A 16,053-nucleotide genomic window follows, 5' to 3' on the forward strand; every position below is an offset into this window, starting at 1 on the left:
GAGTATACGCAAAAAGAATCATTTTTAATAACATACGAGGATGATGAGCAGGTCTCCCCATTTTTGATGTTGTATTAGGAAAGATAATAGAATCTGGAATAGAATCTACAAACTGATTAATGAGTTGAGCAATGTGGTTTTTAGGGACGGTTAATGTAAAATTTAGTTCTAAAGTATCTGTTGGTGTGGTATAATTTTTGTACATAGGAGTCACCCTTTCTTATTTTATTTCGTTCAAACTTATTATAACAGAGGTAGACTCCTATGTTTAATTTATAAGACTAAAAAGCACTATAAAATCCTGTTTCAGAATTTTATAGTGCTTTCTTCAATTTTTGAGACTTTTTGCCCAGTCTCTTGTTGTTTAAAACGGAATGACGCAAACTACTTCTGGAGCGAAGAAGTCTTTTTGACAAAGGGTTAAGGTTCCTGTTTTGCTGTCACGTTCATAAAGAGTTAAATTATCAGATTCTTGATGTCCAATGACTACAAACCGTTCATCCTTACTTAAGTGGAAATCACGTGGGACACTTCCAAAAGTATCATAATCAGCTACGACAGTTAGTAAACCTGTTTCTTCTTGTACTTGGAATACATAAATGCGATCATAACCACGGTTGCTTGCATATAGGAATTTTCCATTTTTTGTTAGATGAATTGCACCACCCCATGCTTGTTGTTCTGCTGTTGTTAATAAGTGTTGTTCGATAAACGTAAAGCTTCCAGTTTCAGCATCATATGATAATACTTCGATACTTGCGTTGAGTTCACAAATTAAATAAGCAATTGGAAGGGTAGGATGGAAAGCTAAATGACGTGGACCTGCTCCTTTTCTACTATTATAAGTAGAAACACGTTGAAGTTTTTCTCCATCTTGTTGATAAGTAGCTACAATGTCACTTCCTAAATCACAGACTACAATCCATTTTTCATCAGGAGTATAGTCCGTATAATGAACGTGAGGTTGCTTCTCATCAAGTGAAGGATGAATAACTCGGTCCACTAATGTCACTGCTGCATCGAATTTGTAGGAAGAAACATGTCCTTCGTGATAATTAGCCGCTAATAAATGATTCGATTCTTTATTAAATGCAATATAGCAAGGAACTGCTGTTGTATCATGATAGTGAGAAACTTTTGTTAATGTTTCTGCTCGTGTTGTGTTAAATACAGTAATACCACCCGTTTCTTCTTTTGAAACTGCTGCTAGTAGTGAATGGTCAGCATTTAAAGCAAGATAAGTTGGATTTTCGATTTCTGCTTCTAAAGTTAAATTTGAAAATTGTTTTTGTTCAGTATCTAATTGAATAGAATAAATTCCTTTACTCAGACGTTTGGTATAAGTACCTAAATAGAATTTTTCAGTCATATCAATCAACTCCTTAATGTATCATTTAGAATATAGTAGCACGGTTCTTAAAAAAAATAAAAAATTCCTTCTCAAAAATTTTTATTTAGAGGAAAATATGATACACTAGAACTAAATTTTAGAAAACGAGGTGCCTTTAATGGAAGAAACAGAACAAACAACTTCAACGAAATCATGGTTTTGGAAATGGTTTTTAAATAATCAACTAGTGAGTACATTATTAATTATTTTACTTCTACTCATTAATATTTTTGTCTTCACTAAAATCTCGTATATTTTTTCTCCGTTAAAGGGATTTTTCTCGATTATTGGGTTTCCAATGGTAGGTGCCGGAATTTTATTTTATATGGTTAAACCGATTCAAGATTTTTTAGTGAAAAAAGGAGTTCATAAATCAGTAGCGATACTGTTGAATTTTATTCTATTGATTGTCCTATTATTAGCAGCGATTTTTAGCTTTATTCCAATTGTAGAGAAACAATTAAGAGAATTAGTGACTCAATTGCCAATATATTACAGAATTATTAGTGAACAAGTGGAACGTGTGGTACAAAGTAATACATTTTCAACAGTTCAAGAACAATTAAATGGAATTAATATGGATTTCTTACAATCATTAGGAACAAGAGTTAATGGACTATTGAATATTACGTTTAGCGGAATTGGAAATGTTGTTGGAGCAGTTGGAGAATTTATGATTGGAATTATTACAATGCCAATTCTTCTATTCTACTTATTACAAGATGGGGAAAAAATTCTACCAGGAATCCTTAAAGTATTTCCAACTCGAACTCGCAAACGTATGAGTATTGTGTTAACGGAAATGAATCAACAAATTAGTTCCTATATTCGAGGTCAATTAACGGTTGCGATTGCGGTAGCAATTATGTTCTCGATTGGATATGCTATTATCGGGTTACCTTATGGTGTAACCATTGCGATTTTAGCGGGTGCATTAAATGTGATTCCATATGTGGGCTCATTCTTCGGGATTTTACCTGCGTTAATCGTTGGTTTTGTTATTTCACCTTGGATGTTTGTTCAAGTATTTATCGTCTTTGTTATTGAGCAAACTTTAGAGGGAAGAATTGTTTCTCCATTAATTTTAGGAAACTCATTACAAATTCACCCAGTTACTATTTTAGTAGTATTACTATCAACAGGTAAAATCTTTGGTTTAGTAGGGCTCTTATTAGGAGTTCCTGGTTATGCAGTCTTGAAAGTGATTGTTACTCATATATTTGATTGGTATAAAGAATATTCAGGCTTATATAAGGAAGATACTGAAAAAGAAGAAATTATAATAGAAAATTAACAATAAAAAAGCATTTTTTTCGAAAAAAAGCATAGTTATATTATAGAAGGAAAATAACGTAAGCTTGCATCGAAAGGAGTGCTTTTTTGTGTGGATTTGGAGTTTTGTAGTTGGTTGTTGTATTGGAAGTTTCTTAAATGTAGTCGTATTAAGATTGCAAAAGGAAGAGGATTTTATAAGAGGGCATTCTCATTGTGTGGACTGCTTGCACGAATTAAGTTGGAAAGATTTGATACCTGTTTTGTCATGGATATGGTTAAGGGGGAAATGTCGTTATTGTGGAAGAGATATTTCACCTCGTTATTGGGTTGTGGAAGTTGTATCAGGTTGTATATTCATGCTCATGACAGGAATCTGGAATGGAAGAGAATGGATGGGATTACTGGATCTGTGGTTGTTGGGAAGTCTAGCTATTTTGTGTAGTTTAACGGATTTGCAAGAGCAAGTAATCTATCCGAAAGGCTTAGCGATAGTAGGATTGCTTCATATTATAATTGGGTTGTGGAACTCATTAGAAAATGTATACTTTCTATCAACGGTAGTGGCAGTGATTTTTTATGGAGGAATTTATATAGTAGGGTATTTACTATGGAAGGAAGAAGTATTTGGACTGGGGGATTGTTATTACTTAGCGACTGTTGCCTTGTGGTATCCCGTCAAAGAAATTGTACTGATTGGCTTACTTTCGTTTGTCGTTGGTGGAGGAGTATTAGGTTTGTTGTTGCTTGTTAAAAAAGAGCGAATAGAAAGAGTCGCATTTGTTCCATTTATTGTAATAGCGCAGTTACTAGTGATGAACTTAGGTGTGGAATGGTTTGGGTGGTGAGGATGAAGTGGGAGAAAAATGGAATGAAGCGATTAATGTGACACTATAAATAATGATAGAATATACCACGTAATCTTTATCGGAAAAAGATGAATCAAAAAGAAAGAATGAAATCTTTTTAGAATTTAGCTAAAAACTCTTGAAGCATTAAATGATATACTCCATTTACAAATAGTTATAAAACGGATAACCTTAACAAAAAAGAACAATCAAAAATTAGGAGTGAAGTATATGAAGAAAATAAAAAATCAATTCGCTTATCTACTAATCATTGCGTTAACTTTTTATGGATTACCTTTAATCGATCGAGAAAGTGATATGTTAGTGTTATGTATACTGTTTCCTCTCGTGTGTTTTTTGTGTGCTATTGTATACGGTATAAAATATTTATTTTCTTTAGTGTATTCCATTTTAGTGATGGTACTTTTTATTCCAACAATTTTTATTTTTTACAATGAAACAGCTAGTATTTATATAGGAGTATATGGAGTGATTTCTCTAGTTGGAAATTTATTAGGAAGTTTTATTCGTAAAATTGATGATCGAAAATAAATTTAAGAGTGAAAAGGCGATAGAATAAGTTATCGTCTTTTTTGTATATAAATTCCAAGAGAATAAATCAAAATGAATGAAAAAACAGTAAATAGAAAAGGTAAAGATAGAATATCTAACAAAAAATTAGAAAATGGTTAAAAACATAAAAAAATAAGTTATAAAAAATAAAAATTTTCAATAATAAAAGATGCAAAAAAACAACATGAAAAAATATTTCACAATAAGAAATGATTTTCTTGTGAAAATCATAGTTTAAAAGAGAAATCTTTAAAGACTTAAAGGCTTACAAACTACTAAAAATTTACGAAAATGAAATGAAAGGAAATGAAAAAGGTAAGTGAAAAAATTATCTTTAATTCAAAAAAGAAAATAAAAGTATAAGAAATTATTTTAACTAAAAACTAACTTGAAAACGAATACAATCGGCGTTAAGATAGGTGCATGAGGAAGTGGTACTTAAAAATAAGCCCGATCAACTTATCGTTCTATTTCCTAAGCTATGAATTCATAACTGTTCAAATTTTTAATTAGGATGGTGGCTATTATGTCAAACCCAATTCACGTATTTTCTGAAATTGGACGCTTAAAGAAAGTTTGTTTGCATCGCCCAGGTAAAGAGTTAGAAAATTTGATGCCAGACTATCTAGAACGTTTATTATTCGATGATATTCCATATTTAGAAGATGCTCAAAAAGAACATGATGCATTTGCAGAAACTCTTCGTAACGCTGGAGTAGAAGTTTTATACTTAGAACAATTAGCAGCTGAAGCAATTGATGCTGGTGGCGTTCGCGAAGAATTCGTAGACGAATGGTTATCTGAAGCAGGTGTAGCAAGTGTTGCTTCTCAAAAAGCAATTAAAGATCACTTACTATCATTAAAAACATTTGACTTGGTATTAAAAACTATGGAAGGTTTCCGTAAAACTGAAGTTCAAGCAGAAGCTACAACTTTAGCAGGTATGTACGAAACTGATTATCCATTTGTAGTAGATCCAATGCCAAACTTATACTTCACACGTGACCCATTTGCTACAATGGCAAACGGTGTTTCATTAAACCACATGTATGCAGATACACGTAACCGTGAAACAATTTATGGTAAATATATTTTCACTTATCACCCAGTATACGGAAATGGAAAAGTTCCATTCTTCTACAACCGTACTGAAGATACTCGTATCGAAGGTGGAGATGAGTTAGTTCTTTCTAAAGAAGTATTAGCTGTAGGTATTTCTCAACGTACAGATGCTCGTTCAATTGAAAAAATTGCTCAAAAATTATTTGCTGAAACTGATTTCAAACAAGTATTAGCATTCGTAATTGGTGAAAACCGTAAATTCATGCATTTAGATACTGTATTTACACATATCGATTATGATAAATTCACTATCCATCCAGAAATTCAAGGCGGATTAAAAGTATTCTCTATTACAAAAGGAGAAAATGGTGCGCTTAATATTGAATTAACTGAAGATAAATTAGAAAATGTATTAGCAAAAGCATTAGGTGTACCTTCTGTAACATTAATTCCTTGTGGTGGAGGCGACCCAGTAGAAGCTGCTCGTGAACAATGGAATGATGGATCTAATACATTAACAATTGCACCAGGAGAAGTAGTTGTATATGACCGTAACGTTGTAACAAATGCAATCCTAGAAAAATATGGTATTAAATTACACAAGATTCGCGGAAGTGAATTAGTTCGTGGTCGTGGTGGCCCACGTTGTATGTCAATGCCATTTGAACGTGAAAATTTATAATATAAATAAGAATCTTTATGATATAATTAATTTAGAATTACAATTTTGAAAGGAGTCATTCCAAATATGACACAAGTGTTCCAAGGCCGTAGCTTTTTAAAAGAAAAAGATTTTTCTCGTGCAGAAATCGAATATTTAATCGACTTCTCAGCGCACGTTAAAGATTTGAAAAAACGTGGTGTTCCACATAAATTCCTAGAAGGTAAAAACATTGCCTTATTATTCGAAAAAACATCTACTCGTACTCGTGCAGCTTTCACAACTGCAGCAATCGACTTAGGTGCTCACCCAGAATATTTAGGTAAAAACGATATCCAATTAGGTAAAAAAGAATCAGTGGAAGATACTGCTAAAGTTTTAGGCCGTATGTTTGATGGGATTGAATTCCGTGGATTCAGCCAACAAGTCTGTGAAGATTTAGCAAAATATGCCGGCGTTCCTGTATGGAATGGTTTAACAGATGCATGGCATCCAACACAAATGATTGCTGACTACTTAACTGTTAAAGAAAACTTTGGTAAATTAGAAGGGTTAACATTAGTTTACTGTGGTGACGGACGTAACAACGTTGCAAACAGCTTATTAGTAACAGGAGCAATTTTAGGTGTGAACGTTCATATCTTCTCTCCAAAAGAATTATTCCCAGAACCAGAAGTGGTAGCTTTAGCTGAAGGATATGCTAAAGAAAGCGGAGCTCGTGTATTAATTACAGATGATGCTGAAAAAGCAGTTAAAGGTGCAGATGTATTATACACAGACGTATGGGTATCAATGGGTGAAGAGGACAAATTCACTGAACGTGTAAACTTATTACAACCTTACCAAATTAACATGGACTTAGTACGTAAAGCTGAAAACGAAGATTTAATCGTATTACACTGCTTACCTGCTTTCCATGACACTGAAACAGAATACGGTAAGAAAATTGCTGAAGAATTCGGTATTAAAGAAATGGAAATTACTGATGAAGTATTCCGTAGTAAATATGCTCGTCAATTCGATCAAGCTGAAAACCGTATGCACTCAATTAAAGCAATCATGGCTTTAACTGCAGGTAACTTATTTGTAAACAAAGTTTAATAACAAAAAGTAACATAGAAAGCCATTCTGGTTCTGATGTTGAATCAGAACTAGAATGGCCTTTTTTATAAATAGATGGAGGATATTATTATGGCTGAACAAGTAGCTGAGAAAAAAGGTTTCAAAATGCCTTCTTCATATACGGTTTTATTCATTATTATTGCAATTATGGCTTTATTTACATGGATTATTCCAGCTGGACAATATGATAAAACAGAAGATGGAAATTTAATCGCTGGTACTTATCAACAAGTTGATTCAAACCCTCAAGGGTTCTATGATGTTGTAATGGCTCCAGTTTATGGTATGTTAGGACGTGATCATAAATTAAATGAAGGTCAACCAAATGAAATTGGAATTAAAACAGAAGGTGCAATTCAAGTTTCATTCTTCATTTTAATGGTAGGCGGATTCTTAGGAGTTGTCACTGAAACAGGTGCACTTGACGTAGGGATTGCCTCTATTGTTCGTAAATATAAAGGACGCGAAAAAGCGTTAATTCCTGTATTAATGTTCTTATTCGCATTAGGTGGAACAACTTATGGTATGGGTGAAGAAACAATGGCATTCTATCCATTAATCGTACCAGTTATGTTAGCAGTAGGTTTTGATACAATTACTGGGGTAGCAATTGTATTAGTTGGTTCTCAAATCGGATGTTTAGCTTCAACAGTTAACCCATTTGCTACAGGTGTTGCTTCTGATGCAGCAGGTATTAGTGTTGCAGAAGGTATTGGGTTACGTTTAATCTTCTTCGTTGTAATGTGGGCAATTTCAGCATTTTATGTATATAACTATGCAAGTAAAGTTGAGAAAGATGCATCTAAATCTTACACATTTGCAACTCGTGAAGCTGACTTAACTTACTTCAATGTTGAACAAACAGATGCTGAATTAAGTGGAAAACAAAAAGCTGTATTAACAGTATTTGTATTAACATTTGTTGTTATGATTTTAAGTTTAATTCCATGGGCTAAATTCAATATTCATGTATTCGAAGATGTGAATAAATTTATTGTTGGCCTACCATTAGTGGGTCAAGTGTTTGGTCAATCAGCACCATTAGGTGAATGGTACTTCCCTGAAATTACAATGTTATTCTTGATGATGGCTGTCTTAGTAGGAATTACTTATAGAATGAAAGAAGAAAAATTCCTTGAAGTATTTATTAATGGTGTTACTGATTTACTAGGTGTTGCTTTAATTGTTGCATTAGCTCGTGGTATTCAAGTAATTATGAATGATGGTATGATTACTGCTACAATCTTAAACTTCGGTGAAAATACATTATCAGGTTTATCAGCTCAAGTATTTATTGTATTAACATACATCTTCTACTTACCATTATCATTCTTAATTCCATCTTCTTCAGGTTTAGCAGGTGCTACAATTGGTATCTTAGCTCCTTTAGGAGAATTCGTAAATGTATCTCAATCATTAGTAATTACTGCTTTCCAATCAGCAAATGGGGTACTAAACTTACTATCACCAACTTCAGGTATTGTAATGGGTGCATTAGCATTAGGACGTATCGAAATTACAACTTGGTGGAAATTTGTTGCTAAATTAGTAGGTATTGTAATGGGCGTTTCAATCCTATTATTAATCTTAGGAACATTCATTAATATTTAATTAGTAAAATAACTTTAAAAGAACTCCCCTCGATTTTAGGGGGGATTTCTTATTCTTAAGGAGGATACGATGAGCACATTTATTACAGAAAAACACAAAGAAGAATGTATTGAATCGATTAAACGATTGGTTCGTATTCCTTCTGTCCTAAATGAAGGTGAAGGAGACACTCCTTTTGGAAAAGATATTCAGTTCGCATTAGAAGATGCGTTGGCTCTATGTCGTGAACTTGGCTTTAGAACTTACATTGATCCTAAAGGATATTATGGATATGCTGAAGTAGGAAGTGGCGAAGAGTCTTTAGCAATTTTATGTCACTTGGATGTTGTTCCGGCAGGGGATTTGAATAATTGGGACACGCCACCGTTTGAAGCAGTTTTAAAAGATGGTTACCTTTATGGAAGAGGGACTCAAGATGACAAAGGACCTTCAATGGCAGCTTTATATGCGGTAAAAGCATTAATGGATGCAGGAGTGGAATTTGACAAACGTATTCGATTCATTTTTGGGACTGACGAAGAAACATTATGGCGCTGTTTAGCTCGTTATGGCGAGTTAGAAGAAGTAGCAACAATGGGATTTGCACCTGATGCGGAGTTCCCATTAACATATGCTGAAAAAGGTTTATTACAAGTGAAATTGCATGGACCTGGAAGCGACGCTTTAGACTTTCATTCAGGAGATGCTTTCAATGTAGTACCAGGTAAAGCGTCTTATAAGGGAGAGTATTTCTCTCAAGTAGTAGAGAAATTATCTTCGTTTAATTTTGAATATGAAACGCAAGAGGATGAAGTAACTGTCCTTGGAGTTTCTAAACATGCAAAAGATGCACCTCTTGGTGTGAATGCATTAGTTCGCTTAGTTAAGGGACTTCACTCAGTTGTTGATCATTCAACATTAGCATTTATTGCAGAAGTAGTTGGAGAAGATGCTACAGGTAGTAGTATTTTAGGGAAAATTGAAGATGAACCATCGGGTGGTTTAACATTCAATGTCGCAGGATTGACGATTACGCCAGAAAAATCAGAAATTCGTATTGATATCCGAATTCCAGTATTAGCAGATAAAGAAGAAATTGTCAAAACTCTATCTGAAAAAGCAAAAGAATTTGGATTAGAATATGAAGAGTTTGATTACTTAGGACCATTGTATGTACCATTAGATAGCGTACTAGTTGATACATTAATGGCTGTATACCAAGAAAAAACTGGCGATACAACTCATTTACCACAATCTTCAGGTGGCGCAACATTTGCTCGTACAATGAAAAATTGTGTCGCTTATGGAGCAGTATTCCCAGATTCACCAATTACATTCCATATGGAAAATGAAAAAATGTCGTTAAGAGATATATTTGATTCGATGGATATTTATGCAGAAGCAGTATATCGATTAGCTGGTAAAAAATAGTATTCGATTGAAATTCAATCATAAAGGAGTTTATAAAAATGTCACGTAAAATCGTAGTAGCGTTAGGCGGTAACGCAATTTTATCATCAGATGCTTCAGCAAAAGCACAACAAGAAGCATTAATTCAAACAGCAAAATATTTAGTACAATTCATTGAAAATGGCGATGAATTAGTAGTTACTCACGGTAATGGACCACAAGTTGGTAACTTATTATTACAACAAGCAGCAGCTGATTCAGAAAAAAATCCAGCAATGCCATTAGATACATGTGTTGCGATGACAGAAGGATCAATCGGATTCTGGTTACAAAATGCATTAGTGAATGAATTACAAGCACGTGGCATTAAAAAAGATGTAGCTGCAGTAGTAACACAAGTAATCGTTTCAAAAGATGACCCAGCATTCTCAAATCCAACTAAACCAATTGGACCATTCTTAACAGAAGAAGAAGCTAAAGAACAAGCAGCAGCTACAGGTGCAACATTTAAAGAAGATGCAGGTCGTGGTTACCGTAAAGTAGTTCCATCACCAAAACCAGTTGGAATTAAAGAAGTAAACACAGTTAAAAACTTAATTGCTACAGGAACTGTTGTCATTACAGCAGGTGGGGGAGGTATCCCAGTTGTTGAAGACCCAGAAACTAAATTCTTAACAGGTGTTGAAGCAGTTATCGATAAAGACTTCGCAAGTCAAACATTATCTGAATTAGTTGGAGCAGATTTATTTATCGTGTTAACAGGTGTTGACAATGTATATGTAAACTTCAATAAACCAGATCAACAAAAATTAGAAACTGTAACAACTAGCGAATTGAAAAAATATATTGGAGAAAACCAATTTGCTCCTGGTTCAATGTTACCAAAAGTTGAAGCAGCAATCGCCTTCGTTGAAAACTATCCACAAGGTAAAGCTATCATTACTTCATTAGAAAATATTGCTGAAGTATTAAAAGGTGATGGCGGTACACAAGTTGTTGCTGGCTAATTTTATTAGAGATTAAGCGATAAAAGGATTGACGGAATAGACCGTTAATCCTTTTTTATGCAATTAATTTCATAAATACAATGATATTTCAGTTGAATTATGGTAATATGAGTAGGAAATTTATTAAAGAGAGAAGGATTAGATGGCTTCATCAATGTATGAATTAGCCTTGCAATTAGAGCAAGAATTAAATAAGATTTCATCAAAAAAAGGGCATGTTGTTTTTAGAACATTAAAAGGTGAAACAAAATTCGTATTTCAATTTGAAAAGAATCATACTAAAGGTTTAGTAATTCAACTATTAAAAAATGAAGAAGAATTAGCATTTGTAACAACTATTGAAAAGAAATGTCGATTAGAGAGAGCGACTCGTCAATCAGAATTGGATTTACAATGGTTATCAAAAGGCATTCAAATTCGTTTTGATAAGAAATCGATTATTTATGATACTGAGATTCAAAGAATGGAAAGATTAGGAATTGAAGTTGAGAATTTTGAAGTATTACCGAATATTTTAAATTTTGTAGAAGAAAATATTGGAAAAAGTACAGCTGTAACGAATCAAAATAGAAAATTTGTCGAACAAGTATTTTCACTAGTTTTACAAGAAGGAAATCTTGAAAAATTAGAGGCAGTTTGGAATAAACAACAAAAAAACTATTATCAAACTTACCCAGTATTTACGTTTAATCAACGTACAAAAGAGGTCAATTATGTTCAACAAGAAAAAATGTTGGCATTAAAAGATATTCCAAAATATCAATATTATGTTTCAAATACACCAGCTGAATTACAAATTTCTGAATTTGAGTTTGCTAAATTTATGGAGAGAATTGAAGCTACAGTGAATGTTTCGATGCAAGTTAGAATTGGGGTTCAGGAATTAGTAAGTTCGGAAATAATGAAACAAAATATTCCATTTGTTATTGAAATGGCGGATAAGGATGCCGTCGCATATACAAAGTTATTACATACCATTGATCCAAAAGCAATTCAAAAAGAATTTTTAGAAATGTTTGCAGAATTTCAATTTAAACCAACAACAATATTAGTTTCGGGATTATTTGGAGTTTACTTAAGTAATGTCTTAAGCCCATTAGCGAAAAGAATGTCGATTAAAATTAAGCAAGTAGATAACTTACCAACATTTAATCGACTAACACCTGAAGAAAGACTTGTATCATTTTTAAATTTATATGGTATAACCGTGTAAAAATTCACTTGCAAAATATCTTATTTAGGTGTACGATGAATGTGTTAAGCAAAAGTGTTTAATAAATAATATGAAGGAGGTAGTTGTAATGAACAACTTAAATGGAAAACATCAACAATTGAACAAAACAACTAAAATCTCCTTACAGAATATGACAATGTATTAATATACTCACTTTAATTATTTTTGGTTTTGCGAAATGAGGCTAACTGTCTGCTGTAGTAGGTAGTTAGCTTTTTTTCAAAGATAAAAGTGGAGGGACTAGTTGTGTATTTATGGATACGAAACTAGTCTTTTTTTGTCAAATTTCTGTGGGAGTAAGGAGGATATATGAAAGTCATTATGAAACACCTAGGCGTTTATTTTAAAAAGCACTGGGTGAGATATGTCGTTATTGTATGTAGTGCGATTTTAAATAGTTATTTATTAGTCGTTCCTGCAAAAATATTAGGACAAATTGTCAATGCGATTGTAGATCAATCATTGACACAATCACAACTTTTGGGATATATAGGATTCTTTTTCCTATCATTAGTAGGAGTTTATGTGTTGGATTCTGTATTAATGTATTGGATATGGTTTGCGCGTTTTGACTATATTACCAATTTAAGATTAGGAACGATGAAGCAATTATTATGGAAAAAAGCACCATTTTATACAAAATTTAGAGTTGGAGATATTGTAACTCGTTCAAGTGAAGACCTTGAGACAATTGGGACTTTAATAGGATTTGGAGTATATGCTTTTCTAAATGCATTCTTTATTACTTTATCGGTGTTGTCGAATATGGTGATGAATGTATGGTGGGAGTTGACGTTGATTTCAGTTTTACCAATGCCAGTATTAGCCTATGCACTTTATCGATTAACGGATAAAATTGAAATAGTGTATGGGGATGCTCAAAAGGCTATTTCTGATATGAATGCGGAAGTATTAGAAATGATTGATGGAACGTATGTTATTCGAGCTTATGGTCAAGAAGATAGAATGAGTCAAATTTTCCAAAATAAAACGGAAGATTCACTTCAAAAAAATATTGAAGTAGCTAAATTGGGAATGTTATTTATTCCATTAGCACAAGTAGTTGTAGGAATTTGTATGCTGATTGGGTTGATTTATGGTGGAGGACTTGTTCAAGAAGGAAAAATTTTATTAGGGAGTTTAGTGTCGTTTCCAATTTATATCGGATTATTAGTCTTTCCATTGTATTTAATTGGAGATCTTGTCGTAATGGTTCAACAAGGAAAAGTTTCGTTTGAAAGAATTTTTGAATTATACGAAACAAGTGATGATTTAGAAGAAGATGGACAGGAAGAATTAGGACAATTCGAAGAAATTCGATTCGAAAATTTCTCCTTTACTTATCCTGGTGAAGAAAGTCGAACATTGAAAAATATTTCAGTCAGTATTAAAAAAGGACAAACGATTGGGATTGTTGGAAAAACGGGTTCCGGAAAAACGACCTTCCTAAAACAGTTCTTGCATCAATATCCTTATCAAAATGAAACAGTTTTATTGAATCAGAAGGATTTGATTCATTGGAAACGTCAATCAGTGGATGCTTTAATGGCGTATGTACCACAAGAACATGTGTTATTTTCTAAAAGTATTTTAGAAAACTTGAAATTGGCTAATAAAGAAGTAACAGAAGTCGTTGTGTGGGATGTGCTGGAACAAGCCGCCATAGCAGAAGATATTCGTCGAATGCCAGAACAATTGGAAACAATGATTGGTGAAAAAGGAATTACATTGAGTGGTGGGCAAAAACAAAGATTATCCATTGCACGTACTTTACTCAGAAATTCTGAAATTTTATTACTCGATGATGCTTTATCAGCTGTTGATGCTAAAACAGAAAACCAAATTGTGGATCATCTGAAATCTGAAAGAAATTCTCAAACAAATATTATTACGGCGCATCGATTATCTGCAATTCGACATGCAGATTGCATTTTAGTATTTGAAGAGGGTCAGATTGTGGCAAGAGGAACTCATGAAGAGTTACTTGAACAAAAAGGCTGGTATTATGAACAATACTTGAAACAAGAATTAGAAGAAGGAGAGGTGAGCGAAGAATGCTAAAAACAATTGTTTGGTTATTAAGTTATATTCGTTATGAAAAACGTTCCTTTTTCATTGGATTTATTTTATTATTACTTGCTTCAGCTTCAGGAGTGTATGCTCCAATTGTTGCAAAGCAATTTATTGATTTGGTGATTACACCATCAGAAAATTCTGGAGTTATTAATTGGGGGCAGATTACTCAATTTGCCGCAGTCTATTTTGGCTTATTGCTTATTTCAGCGTTATCCGCTTATTTTGGACGATTTATTTTAAGTATAATGTCTAATCGTTTAACAAAACGTTTAAGAGATGAATTGTTTGATAAAATTCAACATTTACCGATTCGTTATTTTGATTCATTGCCAGCAGGAAAAGTTGTGTCAAAAATTACGAATGATACAGAAGTTGTTCGTCAAAATTTCTTTGTTGCCGCAACTGCCAATGTGTTAAATAGCATTATCATTATTGTTGGAATTTATGTCGTTATTTTTTCTCTTAATATTCGATTAGGGGCTGCTTTATTATTAGTCATTCCAGCCATTCTTTTATGGCAAGTAGTGTTTAGTAAAAAGGCAGGAGCTTTTACAGGGCCTCTTCGTGAGAGCTTTAGTAATATGAATGGGAAATTAAATGAAATCATTCAAGGAATGTCTATTATTCAAGTGTTTCAACAAGAAAAACTAGTGAATAAAGAGTATGAAGAGATTGTTCAAGAGTGGAAAGGAATTGGTCTTGAAGAATTAAAGGTAGAGTCTTTCTTAGCTTGGAGTGTCGTCGGGTTCCTAAGAAATGTTACTCTAATGTTTGCCGTTTTATATTTAAGTGTGAAATATTTAGGAGGAACATTAGGATTAACGGCTGGATTTATTTATGCAATTGTGGACTATATTAATCGTCTCTATGATCCGATTGATAATTTAGTACAAATTTTTGCGGGATTGCAACATGCTTTTGCAGCAGGTGGTCGAGTGATTGAATTAATGGAAACACCAATCGAGAAATCAGGAGCTGCTGATTTTGTCATGGAAGATGGGAAAGTAGAATTTAAAAATGTATCTTTCTCTTATGATGGAAAAACTCCTGTATTGAAAAATATTTCCTTCACGATTGAAGCGGGGGAAACTGTTGCTTTTGTAGGGCATACTGGTTCCGGGAAATCGACGATTATGAATTTGTTATTTAGATTTTATGATCCAACAGATGGAGAAATTTGGATTGATCATCAAAATATTGCGTTATCGAATCAACGTAAAGTGCGTGAGAAGATGGGGATTGTACTACAAGATCCGTATTTATTTGCTGGAACATTAGGAAGTAATATTGGAATGGAGAATCCAGCAATTACCACTGAAGTGATGGAAAATGCGTTAATTCAAGTGGGTGGTCAGCATATTTTAGAGCGTTCTGAAGAAGGATTGAATACTCCGATTCAAGATAAAGGGGCGGAGTATTCGTCTGGGGAACGTCAGTTGATTTCTTTTGCGAGAGCGTTAGCGTTTAATCCAACGATTTTAGTGTTGGATGAAGCAACTTCTCATGTGGATACGCAAACGGAAGGGATGATTCAGCAGGCAATGGAAGTTCTGTCGAAGGATCGTACGACAGTTATGATTGCGCATCGTTTGTCTACGATTGTGCATGCGGATAAGATTTTCGTGTTGGATAAGGGTGAGATTATTGAACAGGGGGATCACGCAAGATTGGTCGAAAAAGACGGAGTGTACGCGCAGATGTACCGCATGCAGACGGAAAAGAATTAGGCTTCTTATACTGTAGCAATGTACGGCAGCAGCTTCGCTAAAGCGAATCTCATGCCTAAAATTCGAGCCTAAGGTCTCGAA

The 16,053-nt window shown here is 33.6% G+C and carries 12 protein-coding genes and 1 pseudogene; 11 read left to right on the forward strand and 2 right to left on the reverse strand.

Annotation, left to right across the window (positions count from 1 at the left end; genetic code table 11):
* Positions 1-205, reverse strand: a pseudogene (locus tag RWZ86_RS06515) (IS1182 family transposase); the annotation flags it as partial.
* 159 nt (positions 206-364) lie between these two features.
* On the reverse strand, positions 365-1,369 hold the full coding sequence (locus RWZ86_RS06520) for a lactonase family protein (protein WP_314680710.1): 1,005 nt from the start codon (positions 1,367-1,369) through the stop codon (positions 365-367).
* A 139-nt stretch (positions 1,370-1,508) separates the two neighbouring features.
* On the opposite strand from RWZ86_RS06520, the gene RWZ86_RS06525 reads away from it, so the two are divergent.
* The 11 genes from RWZ86_RS06525 (at position 1,509) to RWZ86_RS06575 (ending at position 15,972) form a co-directional block, all read left to right on the forward strand.
* On the forward strand, positions 1,509-2,684 hold the full coding sequence (locus RWZ86_RS06525) for an AI-2E family transporter (RefSeq protein WP_314680711.1): 1,176 nt from the start codon (positions 1,509-1,511) through the stop codon (positions 2,682-2,684).
* An 88-nt stretch (positions 2,685-2,772) separates the two neighbouring features.
* Positions 2,773-3,510: a prepilin peptidase gene (locus RWZ86_RS06530; protein WP_314680712.1), complete on the forward strand. Its 738-nt coding sequence runs from the start codon at positions 2,773-2,775 to the stop codon at positions 3,508-3,510.
* Between the two features lie 231 nt (positions 3,511-3,741).
* The gene (locus RWZ86_RS06535) at positions 3,742-4,062 is read left to right on the forward strand and encodes a hypothetical protein (RefSeq protein WP_314680713.1); all 321 of its coding nucleotides are present in this window, start codon (positions 3,742-3,744) and stop codon (positions 4,060-4,062) included.
* A gap of 544 nt (positions 4,063-4,606) precedes the next feature.
* A complete protein-coding gene (gene arcA, locus RWZ86_RS06540; RefSeq protein WP_314680720.1) occupies positions 4,607-5,827 on the forward strand; it encodes an arginine deiminase in 1,221 nt (406 codons plus the stop codon).
* A gap of 66 nt (positions 5,828-5,893) precedes the next feature.
* Positions 5,894-6,907 (forward strand): ornithine carbamoyltransferase, encoded by a 1,014-nt coding sequence (gene argF / locus RWZ86_RS06545; RefSeq protein ID WP_314680714.1) that lies wholly within the window; start codon positions 5,894-5,896, stop codon positions 6,905-6,907.
* Positions 6,908-6,997: 90 nt separating this feature from the next.
* Entirely contained in the window at positions 6,998-8,539 is a 1,542-nt protein-coding gene (locus RWZ86_RS06550) for a YfcC family protein (RefSeq protein WP_314680715.1), read from the forward strand.
* Between the two features lie 69 nt (positions 8,540-8,608).
* Complete coding sequence (locus tag RWZ86_RS06555; RefSeq protein WP_314680716.1) at positions 8,609-9,949, forward strand: dipeptidase; 1,341 nt, start codon at positions 8,609-8,611, stop codon at positions 9,947-9,949.
* A gap of 38 nt (positions 9,950-9,987) precedes the next feature.
* Positions 9,988-10,935: a carbamate kinase gene (arcC, locus tag RWZ86_RS06560; protein ID WP_314076884.1), complete on the forward strand. Its 948-nt coding sequence runs from the start codon at positions 9,988-9,990 to the stop codon at positions 10,933-10,935.
* A 142-nt stretch (positions 10,936-11,077) separates the two neighbouring features.
* Entirely contained in the window at positions 11,078-12,148 is a 1,071-nt protein-coding gene (locus tag RWZ86_RS06565; protein ID WP_314680717.1) for a hypothetical protein, read from the forward strand.
* Positions 12,149-12,478: 330 nt separating this feature from the next.
* The gene (locus RWZ86_RS06570) at positions 12,479-14,230 is read left to right on the forward strand and encodes an ABC transporter ATP-binding protein (RefSeq protein ID WP_314680718.1); all 1,752 of its coding nucleotides are present in this window, start codon (positions 12,479-12,481) and stop codon (positions 14,228-14,230) included.
* The gene (locus RWZ86_RS06575; protein ID WP_314680719.1) at positions 14,224-15,972 is read left to right on the forward strand and encodes an ABC transporter ATP-binding protein; all 1,749 of its coding nucleotides are present in this window, start codon (positions 14,224-14,226) and stop codon (positions 15,970-15,972) included. Before RWZ86_RS06570 ends, RWZ86_RS06575 begins: the two co-directional genes overlap by 7 nt.
* The last annotated feature ends 81 nt before the right edge of the window (positions 15,973-16,053 follow it).

Source organism: uncultured Granulicatella sp. (assembly GCF_963545075.1).
In the GTDB taxonomy this organism is placed as follows: Bacteria; Bacillota; Bacilli; order Lactobacillales; family Aerococcaceae; genus Granulicatella.